Source organism: Streptomyces sp. NPDC050625, assembly GCF_040654755.1.
Taxonomy (GTDB): Bacteria; Actinomycetota; Actinomycetes; order Streptomycetales; family Streptomycetaceae; genus Streptomyces.
On the sequence record NZ_JBFAIQ010000022.1, the window covers coordinates 1 to 11,776 of the forward strand.

Here is an 11,776-nt window from a genome sequence, read left to right on the forward strand (position 1 = left end):
GCGTTGACTTTTGGCACGCTGTTGAGTTCTCAAGGAACGGACGCTTCCTTTGTACTCACCCTCTCGGGCTTTCCTCCGGGCGCTTCCCTTCGGTTTTGCGTTTCCGACTCTATCAGATCTTTTCTCGACCCGATTTCCTCGGCGCTTTCCAGGTTCCCGCTCTCGCGTTTCCCTTTCCGGCGACTCCGACTTTATCAGAACTTTCGGGCCGGTCTGACCGGCTGCTCATTTCTGAGTAATCGGAGGGGTGCTCCTCGGAATTGTGACTCCACAAGAAGCAGATAGTTTCAAAGCCGCCACCGGGACTGTCTGTGCAGCCCTCTAGGCAACTGTTTGAATCTACCTCCCCGCATGCTCCGTGTCAACGGCTCCTGTGGGGCGAAGAGGAGACTAGCAGCTCAGGACCCGTGCATGCACATCAGGCGGCCGTTGGAACGGTCGAGCTACGCTCGGCCTCCTCAAGGTCGCCCGTTTCGCCGGCGCGAGCGGCACGGCCGCCCAGGACGAAGACGTATGCGAGGAAGGCCAGCTCAGCGACGACTCCGATACCGATGCGGGCCCAGGTGGGCAGGCCCGACGGGGTGACGAAGCCTTCGATGGCACCGGAGATGAAGAGGACCAGGGCCAGGCCGATCGCCATGGCCACGGCGGCCCGGCCCTCTTCGGCGAGAGCGGTGCGACGAGTGCGGGGACCCGGGTCGATCACGGTCCACCCGAGGCGCAGTCCCGTACCGGCGGCCACGAAGACCGCCGTGAGTTCGAGCAGGCCGTGTGGCAGGACCAGGCCCAGGAACGTGTCGAGTCGGCCGGCCGACGACATGAGGCCGAAGCCGACGCCCAGGTTGAGCATGTTCTCGAAGAGGATCCAGAGGACCGGCAGACCGAGGAAGACGCCCAGGACCAGGCACATCGCTGCGGCCTGGGCGTTGTTCGTCCACACCTGGGCCGCGAAGGAGGCGGCGGGGTGGCTCGAGTAGTACGTCTCGTACTCACCGCCCGGCCGGGTGAGCTCACGCAGCTGGTTCGGGGCCGCTATGGACGACTGCACCTCGGGGTGCGTGCCTATCCACCAGCCCAGGAGAATGGCGATGGCGGTGGACACCAGCGCGGTCGGTACCCACCAGTGGCGTGACCGATAGACCGCGGCGGGAAAGCCGTACCCCAGGAAACGCGTGACGTCGCGCCAAGAAGCGCGGCGGGTTCCCGTCACGGCGCCACGCGCGCGTGCCACCAGTTGGCTGAGCCGGCCCGTGAGCTGCGGGTCGGGGGCGGCGGACTGGATCAGGGAAAGATGGGTTGCGGTGCGCTGGTACAGAGCGACGAGTTCGTCGGCCTCCACGCCGGAGAGGCGGCGCTGGCGCCTGAGCAGGGCGTCGAGGCGGTCCCACTCGGCTCGGTGGGCGGAGACGAAGACGTCCAGGTCCATCGGGTCTGCCTGCTCCTCGGCTGCTCGTCGACTACTGATCAGGGCTGTCAGCTTGTCGTACTGGGGCGCGATGCGCCCTCAGCTTGGCAGACTTGCGGTTCTCGGGGCAGACCAGGGGAAGGGCGGCGGGCGTGAGTGAGCTGGTGACGGGCGAGGCGGTGGCGCTGGAGTTGCGCCCCGCGAGGCTGCCCAGCAGGGCGCTGGCGATATTGCTGGACCTGGTCGTGGCCATGGCCGTCTATATAGCCGTGACCTTGGTGCTGGTGGCATCGACGGCGTCCTTGGACGAGGCGGCCCAGATCGCGCTCTCGATCGCGACGTTCCTGCTGGTGCTGGTGGGCGGGCCCATCGCGGTGGAGACGCTGAGCCATGGTCGGTCGCTGGGGAAGTTGGCGTGCGGACTGCGCGTGGTGCGGGACGACGGCGGGCCCATCCGCTTCCGGCACGCACTGGTGCGGGGCGCCATCGGCGTGGTGGAGATCCTGCTGACCTTCGGGGTCGTCGCCTGTATCGCGTCGCTCGTTTCGGCGCGTGGGCGGCGGCTCGGGGATGTGTTCGCGGGCACGTTGGTCGTACGGGAACGGGTGCCCGTCGTGCAGACCGGCTTCGTTCCTCCGCCGCCGCCCTGGCTGGTGGGGCGCTTTTCGGAGGTCGACCTGTCGGCGGTGCCCGACAGTCTGTGGCTTGCCGTCCGTCAGTACCTGACGCGTATGCAACAGCTCGATCCGCAGGTCTCCTGGACCATGGCGGAGCGGCTCGCCTCCGACCTTGCGGCTCGCACGGGGACTCCGGCGCCGCAGGGTGTGCCGTCGGCGGCCTATCTGGCGGCGGTGATGAACGAGCGGCAGGCACGCGAGGCCCGTCGGGCATTCGGGGGCGGTCCGGCCGCGGGGGCGGCGGCTGCCGTCGGAGGCGCTCCTCACGCTTTCCCGACCAACGGTTTCCCGCCCAGCGGTTTCCCGCCTGCCGCCGGTGTTCCCAGCGCATACGCCTCTCCGGCCTCTCCGGCCTCTCCACCCTCTCCGGCTCCTGCCGACCGGCCCGCGGCCCCGCACGACCGGGCGCCTGCCGACCGCCCGGCCACCGGGTTCGTACCACCGGCATAGCTCGCGCCGAGCCGCTGCGGCACCTCGTCCCCGTCAGCCGAACAGCGACGGCGGCGACTGCAGGTCCTCCAGCTCGATGCCGGGCGCCGCGAGGACCACGTCGCCCGCGATGTGCACGGTGTGCCGCTCACCCGTGTCCAGGGCTGTGACCTGGTATTCGTCCACGGTCAGAGGGCCGTTGTCAGTGGCGTGTGTTTCGCTGTTCACCAGGGCCCAGGACTGGTCGACGGTGCGTGGGGCGAGGACCGGGTCCGTGAAGGCCACGAGGCGTACGCGGGTCGCGGTGGTGGAAGGGGTGAGGCGCAGGAGACGGGTGGTGGCGACCAGGAACGCGGGGGACGTGCCGGTGAAGGCGTGGGCGCGCACATTGCCTTCGGTGGCTTGGGTGCCGGTGGGGTCGGTTCGGACCCAGGTGACGCCGTCCAGGGCGGCGCCGCGCACCTGCCAGCCTGCCGCGTGGAGTTCCAGGCGGATGGGGCGGCCGAGGTCGTCGAGGGTGAGGTCGACGGAGCCGCTGTGGTCGCCCGACGGGGTGGTCAGCTGAGACACGTAGCGCCAGCCGGAGGGGCCGGGCGCGCACTGGAAGTGCTCTTCCGCGAGGGGGGTGTGATCGTGCGGATCGTGAAGCGAATAACGGCCGCGGGGCATGGGGGTCCTGGGTCTTGACGGGCTGGTGGTCCGGTCACCTCGACGGGCCGCTCCGACCGGTGTGACGGCCGGCCGGCCAAAGGGGCAGGCCCCCGGCACGGGGGTGCGGGGGCCTGCCTCGAAGGACCTGCCGCCAGGAGGAGCGCGTCAGTGCACGGACGGGCTCCTCCGGCGAGCGGAACCGCGGACTCAGTAGCGGTAGTGGTCCGACTTGTACGGACCGTCGACCTCCACGCCGATGTACGCGGCCTGCTCCGGGCGCAGCACGGTCAGCTTGACGCCGAGGGCGTCCAGGTGGAGGCGGGCGACCTTCTCGTCGAGGTGCTTGGGCAGCGTGTACACGCCGGTCGGGTACTCGGCCTGCTTGGTGAACAGCTCGATCTGGGCCAGGGTCTGGTCCGCGAACGAGTTGGACATCACGAACGAGGGGTGACCGGTGGCGTTGCCGAGGTTCAGCAGACGGCCCTCGGACAGCACGATGATCACCTTGCCGTCGGGGAAGGTCCAGGTGTGGACCTGCGGCTTGACCTCGTCCTTGACGATGCCCGGGATCTTGGCCAGGCCGGCCATGTCGATCTCGTTGTCGAAGTGGCCGATGTTGCCCACGATGGCCTGGTGCTTCATCTTGGCCATGTCCGCGGCCATGATGATGTCCTTGTTGCCGGTCGTGGTGATGAAGATGTCGGCCTTGTCGATGACCTCGTCCAGGGTGGTGACCTGGTAGCCGTCCATCGCCGCCTGCAGCGCGCAGATCGGGTCGATCTCGGTGACGATCACCCGGGCGCCCTGGCCGCGCAGCGACTCCGCGCAGCCCTTGCCCACGTCGCCGTACCCGCACACGACCGCGGTCTTGCCGCCGATCAGCACGTCCGTGGCGCGGTTGATGCCGTCGATGAGGGAGTGGCGGCAGCCGTACTTGTTGTCGAACTTCGACTTCGTCACCGCGTCGTTGACGTTGATCGCCGGGAACAGCAGGACGCCGTCGCGCTGCATCTCGTACAGGCGGTGCACGCCCGTCGTGGTCTCCTCCGTCACACCACGGATCTCGGAGGACAGCTGGGTCCACTTCTGGGGGTTCTCGCCCAGGGTGCGGTGGAGCAGCTGGAGGATGACGCGATGCTCGTCGGACTCGGCGGTCTCCAGGGCGGGGACCTTGCCGTCCTTCTCGTACTCGACGCCCTTGTGGACGAGGAGGGTGGCGTCACCGCCGTCGTCCAGGATCATGTTCGGGCCGCCGGTGGGGCTGTCCGGCCAGGTCAGCGCCTGCTCCGTGCACCACCAGTACTCCTGGAGGGTCTCGCCCTTCCAAGCGAAGACCGGGACGCCCTGGGGGTTGTCGGGCGTGCCGTTCGGGCCGACGGCGATGGCGGCCGCGGCGTGGTCCTGGGTGGAGAAGATGTTGCAGGAGGCCCAGCGGACCTGGGCGCCCAGGGCGACCAGAGTCTCGATGAGCACGGCGGTCTGCACGGTCATGTGCAGGGAGCCGGTGACACGGGCGCCGGCGAGGGGCTGCGCCTCGGCGTACTCCTTGCGGATCGCCATCAGGCCCGGCATCTCGTGCTCGGCGAGGGTGATCTCCTTGCGGCCGAACTCGGCCAGGGAGAGGTCGGCGACCTTGAAGTCCTGTCGGTTGTCGACAGTCGTCATTGCGAGCTGCTCCTCGGGGTTGGGTCGAGGTGGTTACGGCTGGTCTGCGCGGCGGCGGACACAGGGGTGCCCGAAAGGAGGACACAGGCATGCCCACGTGCGCGCAGCGCAGTCCGTCGGAGGCCCTCTCTCCCTCGGTCGGTCCGCCACGGGACCGCCCGACCGCCATCAGCAGCGACGTCTGGCTCCGTCCCAAGCTACACCGGAGGGCCCCGCCGTCCCCAGTCCGCCTTCGAACACATCGCGCCGATCTCTGGATGTGATCGGCGGCCGGAGGGGCGCGCGCGGCACGACGTGAAGGTGTCCGACGGGCGACTGCCGACTGTGCGACGAGCTCAGTGACCGGCCGCGTGCGGCGTCGGGCCGCCCGGGGTGGCCTTGGGGTCCGGGCCCTCGGCTGCCGCGGCCTCGCTGTAGATGTCGGGCTCCAGGTAGATCACGCGGGCGATCGGGACGGCGGCGCGGATACGGGCCTCGGCGGCGTCGATCGCGCCCGCGACCTCGGCGGCCGTGTCGTCGTGCCGCACGCTGATCTTGGCGGCGATCAGCAGTTCCTCGGGGCCGAGGTGGAGCGTGCGCATGTGGATGATGCCGGTGACCGAGTCGCCGTCGACCATCGCGGACTCGATCTGCTCGACCACGTCGAGGCCCGCGGCCTCGCCGAGCAGCAGGGACTTGGTCTCGGCGGCCAGGACGAGGGCGATCAGGACGAGCAGGACGCCGATGCAGACGGTGCCGATGCCGTCCCAGACGCCGTCGCCGGTGATCAGCGCGAGGCCGACACCGCCGAGGGCGAGGACCAGACCGATCAGCGCGCCGAAGTCCTCCAGGAGGACGACCGGCAGCTCGGGGGCCTTGGCGCGGCGGATGAACTGCGACCAGGAGAGCCTGCCGCGCAGTTCGTTGGACTCCTTGATGGCCGTGCGGAAGGAGAAGCCCTCGGCGATGATCGCGAAGACGAGGACGCCCACCGGCCAGTACCAGTGCTCGACCTCGTGCGGGTGGCTGATCTTCTCGTAGCCCTCGTAGATGGCGAACATGCCGCCGACGGAGAAGAGGACGATCGAGACCAGGAAGGCGTAGATGTAGCGTTCGCGGCCGTAGCCGAAGGGGTGCTGGGGGGTCGCCTCGCGCTGGGCCTTCTTGCCGCCGATGAGCAGCAGGAACTGGTTGCCGGAGTCGGCCATCGAGTGCACGCCCTCGGCGAGCATCGACGACGAACCGCTGAACGCGAACGCCACGAACTTCGATGCCGCGATCGCGAGGTTGGCGCCGAGTGCCGCCACGATCGCCCTGGTGCCGCCTGACGCGCTCATGTGTCCGCGTTGTCCCTTCGCCTTCGTCCGTCTGCGCCGGCCAGGGCCCTGCCCTTCGCCTTTGCCCGTCCTTTGCCGGTGGGCCATTCTTGCAGCCCTGTCCACCGGCGGCGCGTCAGGTGTCCACAGGCGCGGTCAGACAATCACAGTGGCCCGGAATACGGTGCCCGCACCGGACGCCTCGGCCTCTTCGCCCGCCGTCACGAAGACCGACTGGCCCGGGCCCAGTTCGTGCTCGCCCACCCGTACGGAACCGGCCGTGCAGAGCAGGATCTGCGGGGTCGGGAGGGTGAGGTCGTGGGCGGTGCCGGCCTCGGGGAGGACGTAGCGGGACAGCCGGAACTCGTCGATGGGGGTCTCGTAGACCTCCTCGCCGTCGGGGGCCGCCTCCGGGCGCAGGACGCCGGCGTCGCGCGGCTCGAAGCGGACGATGCGCAGGAGTTCGGGGACGTCGACGTGCTTGGGGGTCAGGCCGCAGCGCAGGACGTTGTCGGAGTTGGCCATGATCTCGACGCCGAGGCCGCTCAGGTAGGCGTGCGGGATGCCTGCGCCGAGGAAGAGGGCCTCGCCGGGCTGGAGCCGGACATGGTTGAGCAGCATCGCGGCGATGACGCCCGGGTCACCTGGGTAGTGGTGGGCGAGGTCGGCGTAGGGCGCGTAGTCGCCGCCGAGGCGGGAGCAGGCGGCCGTGGTCTCGTCGACCGTGTGGGCCATCTCCTCGGGGTCGGCGGTGAGGATCGCGGTGAGCACCTCGCGCAGCGCCGCCTCCTCGGGGTGGGCGTGCAGCAGGTCGACGTACGGCTTGAGGGAGTCGACGCCGAGGCCGTCGAGCAGCTCGGCGGCCCGCAGCGGGTCGCGGAAACCGCACAGGCCGTCGAACTCGGTGAGCGCGCAGACCAGTTCGGGCTTGTGGTTGGCGTCCTTGTAGTTGCGGTGCGGGGCGTCCACCGGGACGCCCCGGCGCTCCTCGTCGGCGTACCCCTCCTTGGCCTGTTCCAGGTTCGGGTGCACCTGGAGGGAGAGCGGGGCACCGGCCGCGAGGATCTTCAGCAGGAAGGGCAGGCGCGGGCCGAACTTCGCGACCGCGCACGGGCCGAGCTCCTTCTCCGGGTTCGCGTCGATGACCTCGACGAGCGTGCCGCGCGCGGTGCGCGAGGGTGCGCCCGGGTGCGCGCCCATCCACATCTCCGCCTGTGGTTCGCCGGTCGGCTCCACGCCGAGCAGCTTCGGGATGGCGGTGGTGGATCCCCAGGCGTAGGGGCGGACGGTGTTGTCGAGGCGGTCCATCAACGTCTCTGTTTCTTCTCTGCTCAGGGGTCTTCGCGCGTACGGCGGTCAGGGCTTCGAGGTCAAGATCAGGCCCTTGAAGCGAGCGCCAGGTAAACGGCGGCGAAATCCGTGACGGCGATCAGTTCCGCGAGGCTCTCGATTTCGTCACCCGGCTCCGGTTCCAGCTCGCTCATCGGCGTGTCATGGCTGAGGGCCAGGTCGCGGGCGGCCGGGGCGGCGGTGAGGCCGCCGATCGGGCGGTCGCGGAGCAGCACCACGCGCGCGTGCAGCGCTGGGGCCTCCTCCACCCGGTCGCGGAAGAAGTCGTCGGGGTCGGCGCTGGCGGCCAGCGGTCCGGCGAGCAGGGCGCTGTGCGCGGCGAGTGCCTCGGGGAGTTCCTCGACCAGGGCGGGGCGTCCCGCGAGTTCGGCGAGCGCGGCGGAGAAGCGGCGGCCCGCCGCACCGGCCGAGGTGCCCTCCGTCCAGATCACCGGGAGCGCGTCGGCGAGTTCGGCGGCAAGGGTCTTGGCGGGGTTGCTGTAGGTGGCGATGGCCGGGCCGCAGCGCTCGGCGATGTGGTCGAGCCGGTCGGCGACCTGTTCCAGTGCCTCGGGCGGGGCGCTGAGCAGGCCGATGCGGTCGAGGAGGGCGAGCAGCGGGGTGAGCAGGGCCCACAGGACGCCCGGGGAGGACGCGGCGAGGGGTTCGTCGTGGTCGTACGGCGCTGTGGCCATCGGGACGAACATGCCGTGCGCGCCGGTGACGGCCTCGTGGAGCGGGGTCTGGGCGGGGGCGACGGCGGCGACCGAGCAGCCGCGGCGGTAGGCCTGCTCGGCGAGCAGCGAGAGGCTGGGTTCGGTGCCGTCCGGGGTGGCGATCAGGAGCAGGTCGACGGAGCCGGCCCAGCCGGGGAGCTCCCAGCGCAGGGCTCCGGCCGCGGGGGCGACGCCGGTGGGGGCCAGACGGGTGACGGGGCTGCCGGCGCCGGCGAGTGTGCCGAGGAGGTCGGCCGCGTGGGTGGCGGCGGCGCCGGGGCCGGCGATCAGGACGGCGCGGGGACGGCCGTCCGGCTTGAGTTCGTTGATGCCCGCCTCGACGGCGTGCCGGGCCGCGGTGCGGACGCGGGCGCCTGCCTCCGCGGCGCCGCGCAGGAGGCCTCGTTGGTCGGCCTCGGCGAGGCCCTCCGGGGTGTCGAGCAGCGATTCGTCGAGCATGGGCGGCAGCCTCCGGTCGCCGGGGTCCTGAGAGGGGCGGCTCGTCTGTATGAGGGGCGCTTGCGCGGGTTTCTGCGCGCGGGGCCTGGCTGTGGGCGGTGGCGGGGCCCGTGGCTACGGCGGGCCCTTGGCGTTACGCCGGGCGGCGGGCCTCGTCCACCAGGAGGACGGGGATGCCGTCACGGACCGGGTACGCCAGGCCGCAGTCCTGACCGGTGCAGATCAGCTCGGTGTCCTGCTCCTGCAGCGGGGCGTGGCAGGCCGGGCAGGCGAGGATCTCCAGGAGGCCGGCTTCGAGCGGCATGGGGTGTCCCTTCGGGCTGGTGCGGATGTGCACTGATGTGCCTGGTCAGGGTACCGCCGTGAGGCGCCGGGCGGAGTGGGTTGGGTTTGCCGACCCACTCCCCCGGCCCGGCCGGCGGGAAGATCGCCGAGGTCAGCCCCTGATGATCGCCAGTGCCTCGTCCCTCACCTTGGCCATGGTCGCCTCGTCGCGGGCCTCGGCGTTCAGGCGCAGCAGCGGCTCGGTGTTGGAGGGGCGGACGTTGAACCACCAGTCGGCGGCGGAGACGGTGAGGCCGTCGAGGTCGTCGAGGGTGATGTCGTCGCGGCCCTCGTACGCGGAGCGGATCGCGGCGATGCGGGAGGCCTGGTCGTCGACCGTGGAGTTGATCTCCCCGGAGCCGGCGTAGCGGTCGTACTGGGAGACCAGGGCGGACAGGGGGCCGTCCTGGCCGCCGAGGGCGGCGAGGACGTGGAGGGCCGCGAGCATGCCCGTGTCGGCGTTCCAGAAGTCCTTGAAGTAGTAGTGGGCGGAGTGCTCACCGCCGAAGATCGCGCCCGTCCGCGCCATCTCGGCCTTGATGAAGGAGTGGCCGACACGGGTGCGGGCCGGGGTGCCGCCGTTCTCCCGGACCACTTCGGGGACGGACCACGACGTGATCAGGTTGTGGATGATCGTGCCCGCGCCGCCGTTCTTGGCCAGCTCGCGCGCGGCCACCAGGGCGGTGATCGCCGACGGGGACACCGGGTCGCCGTTCTCGTCGACGACGAAGCAGCGGTCGGCGTCGCCGTCGAAGGCGATGCCGAGGTCGGCGCCCTCCTCGCGGACGCGCTTTTGGAGGTCGACGATGTTGGCGGGGTCGAGGGGGTTGGCCTCGTGGTTCGGGAACGTGCCGTCCAGCTCGAAGTACATCGGGACGAGTGTCAGGGGCAGGCCGGCGAAGACCGTGGGCACCGTGTGGCCGCCCATGCCGTTGCCCGCGTCGACGACGACCTTCAGGGGGCGAATTGCGGTCAGGTCGACGAGGGAGCGGAGGTACGCCGCGTAATCCTCCAACGTGTCGCGCCGGGTGATCGTTCCCGGCGTCGCGGCCGGTTCCGGGGCGCCCGACTCCAGCCATCGCTCGGCCAGTTCGCGGATCTCGGCGAGGCCGGTGTCCTGGCCGACCGGGGCCGCGCCCGCGCGGCACATCTTGATGCCGTTGTACTGCGCCGGGTTGTGCGAGGCCGTGAACATCGCGCCCGGGAGGTTCAGGGCGCCCGAGGCGTAGTACAGCTGGTCCGTCGAGCAGAGGCCGATCTCCGTGACGTCCGCGCCGCATGCGGCCGCGCCGCGCGCGAAGGCACGGGACAGGCCGGGCGACGACGGGCGCATGTCGTGGCCGGTCACGATCGCGTCCGCGGCGGTCACCCGGACGAAGGCGGCACCGAAGAGTTCGGCCAGCGTCTCGTCCCACTGGTCCGGGACCACCCCGCGTACGTCGTACGCCTTCACGATCTGCGACAGATCAGCAGCCACGGCCAACCCTCCTGAAAGTTCCATCGGTCGCCCCAAACTACCCGTCCCGGGTAAGGCTCCGATGTGGGAACGCCCAGTGGACCCTCAGACGTAATCTCAGGTCAGGCCGTCGCACCGCACGTCGGGGTGACGCCGGTCGGCGCAACACACGCGCGCAGGCGGCTCAGTTGTCCGGGGAGCGCAGCACCCGCAGATGGCCGCGGCGGGCGACCTCCATCGGGTCCGCCGTGCGCGCGCCCGCGCCGCCCGCCTCGGCCGCGCGCTCCTGCGGGCGGGCCGCCTCGCGCACGGCGTTGGCGAGGGCTTCCAGGTCGTCCCCGGTGGGGCGGGCGGGTACGGAGCCGTCGAGGAGTCGTACGACCTCCCAGCCGCGCGGGGCGGTGAGGCGCTCGGAGTGGTCGGCGCACAGGTCGTAGCAGTGGGGTTCGGCGTAGGTGGCGAGGGGGCCGAGGACCGCGGTCGAGTCGGCGTAGACGTACGTCAGCGTCGCGACGGCGGGTCGGCCGCAAGCGGTGCGCGAACAGCGACGTACAGGGCTCACGACGTTGGACGGTACCGCACTCTTGAGCGGGCCGCGACGACTCTCCACCAGGTCACTCCACCGTGTCGTGCTGTGAGACGCCCCATACACCCCTCTGAAGACGCCCTGCTGACCTGCGGGGACGGACCACTCCGGCGTCATGGACGGGTTCCCATCCGGTCATGGGTAGGCACAAACAGCGTCAAATGCCTTGAGTTCGACGGTCTTGGAGAGATACGGAAACGAGCCCAACCTTGGCCGGAATGGTCATGTGGAGACAAGCCGTACGGGTGGCCGGTTGCCGTCCTGTCGGCGGCCCCCTTGCCGCGTGGAGGCGGGGCGGCCGGACCGCGCGGGGACTACGCTTCACCAGTGATGGACAACCGTGTACCGCCCCGTGCCGCCGGCCCCGGGCCCCGTCGTCGTGATCGCCACGGTCGGGGCATGCGCGGGCCGATCGCGCCACCCCAGGTGCCGCTGGCGGCGAGCCGTGCCGAGGCGTTCGCGGACCTGGTGCAGGACTCCGTGGAGCGCCTTGAGCGACGGTGGCCGCAGCTCGCCGACATCGACTTCCTGGTGCTGGAGGTGCCCCGGCTGGACGGGCGGGCCGGCGAGGGCTGGAGCGACGACGCGGTGCCGCTCGGCGGGACGATCCCCGCGCGCGAGGGACGCCGGGCCCGGGTCGTGGTCTACCGGCGGCCGGTCGAGATCCGGACCAAGGGACGGGACGAGCGGGCCGCACTGGTGCACGAGGTGGTCGTGGAGCAGGTGGCGGAGCTGCTGGGGCTGACCCCGGAGACGGTGGACCCCCGCTACGGCGAGGACTGAG

At 70.8% G+C, this 11,776-nt stretch carries 11 protein-coding genes; 2 read left to right on the forward strand and 9 right to left on the reverse strand.

Annotated features, from left to right (window positions below):
- Positions 1 to 418 precede the first annotated feature (418 nt).
- Positions 419 to 1,426, reverse strand: coding sequence for a stage II sporulation protein M (locus AB0I54_RS34515; protein WP_363300198.1), 1,008 nt, complete (start codon positions 1,424 to 1,426; stop codon positions 419 to 421).
- 131 nt (positions 1,427 to 1,557) lie between these two features.
- On the opposite strand from AB0I54_RS34515, the gene AB0I54_RS34520 reads away from it, so the two are divergent.
- Positions 1,558 to 2,532: an RDD family protein gene (locus tag AB0I54_RS34520; protein WP_363300199.1), complete on the forward strand. Its 975-nt coding sequence runs from the start codon at positions 1,558 to 1,560 to the stop codon at positions 2,530 to 2,532.
- 33 nt (positions 2,533 to 2,565) lie between these two features.
- Here AB0I54_RS34520 and AB0I54_RS34525 read toward each other — a convergent pair whose 3' ends face one another.
- The 8 genes from AB0I54_RS34525 to AB0I54_RS34560 form a co-directional block, all read right to left on the reverse strand.
- Positions 2,566 to 3,180 (reverse strand): hypothetical protein, encoded by a 615-nt coding sequence (locus tag AB0I54_RS34525; RefSeq protein ID WP_363300200.1) that lies wholly within the window; start codon positions 3,178 to 3,180, stop codon positions 2,566 to 2,568.
- A gap of 189 nt (positions 3,181 to 3,369) precedes the next feature.
- Positions 3,370 to 4,827, reverse strand: a complete 1,458-nt coding sequence (gene ahcY / locus AB0I54_RS34530; protein ID WP_363300201.1) for an adenosylhomocysteinase — start codon at positions 4,825 to 4,827, stop codon at positions 3,370 to 3,372.
- 335 nt (positions 4,828 to 5,162) lie between these two features.
- Complete coding sequence (locus tag AB0I54_RS34535) at positions 5,163 to 6,143, reverse strand: cation diffusion facilitator family transporter (protein WP_363300202.1); 981 nt, start codon at positions 6,141 to 6,143, stop codon at positions 5,163 to 5,165.
- 135 nt (positions 6,144 to 6,278) lie between these two features.
- On the reverse strand, positions 6,279 to 7,430 hold the full coding sequence (gene manA, locus AB0I54_RS34540) for a mannose-6-phosphate isomerase, class I (protein ID WP_363300203.1): 1,152 nt from the start codon (positions 7,428 to 7,430) through the stop codon (positions 6,279 to 6,281).
- Between the two features lie 68 nt (positions 7,431 to 7,498).
- Positions 7,499 to 8,626, reverse strand: coding sequence for an SIS domain-containing protein (locus tag AB0I54_RS34545; RefSeq protein ID WP_363300204.1), 1,128 nt, complete (start codon positions 8,624 to 8,626; stop codon positions 7,499 to 7,501).
- Positions 8,627 to 8,759: 133 nt separating this feature from the next.
- Positions 8,760 to 8,930: a Trm112 family protein gene (locus tag AB0I54_RS34550; RefSeq protein WP_316748785.1), complete on the reverse strand. Its 171-nt coding sequence runs from the start codon at positions 8,928 to 8,930 to the stop codon at positions 8,760 to 8,762.
- Positions 8,931 to 9,062: 132 nt separating this feature from the next.
- Positions 9,063 to 10,427, reverse strand: coding sequence for a phosphomannomutase/phosphoglucomutase (locus AB0I54_RS34555; protein WP_363300205.1), 1,365 nt, complete (start codon positions 10,425 to 10,427; stop codon positions 9,063 to 9,065).
- Positions 10,428 to 10,590: 163 nt separating this feature from the next.
- The gene (locus tag AB0I54_RS34560) at positions 10,591 to 11,016 is read right to left on the reverse strand and encodes a DUF3499 domain-containing protein (RefSeq protein ID WP_263209435.1); all 426 of its coding nucleotides are present in this window, start codon (positions 11,014 to 11,016) and stop codon (positions 10,591 to 10,593) included.
- 306 nt (positions 11,017 to 11,322) lie between these two features.
- Between AB0I54_RS34560 and AB0I54_RS34565 the strand changes: the two genes are divergently transcribed.
- The gene (locus AB0I54_RS34565; RefSeq protein WP_363300318.1) at positions 11,323 to 11,775 is read left to right on the forward strand and encodes a metallopeptidase family protein; all 453 of its coding nucleotides are present in this window, start codon (positions 11,323 to 11,325) and stop codon (positions 11,773 to 11,775) included.
- Position 11,776 lies beyond the last annotated feature (1 nt).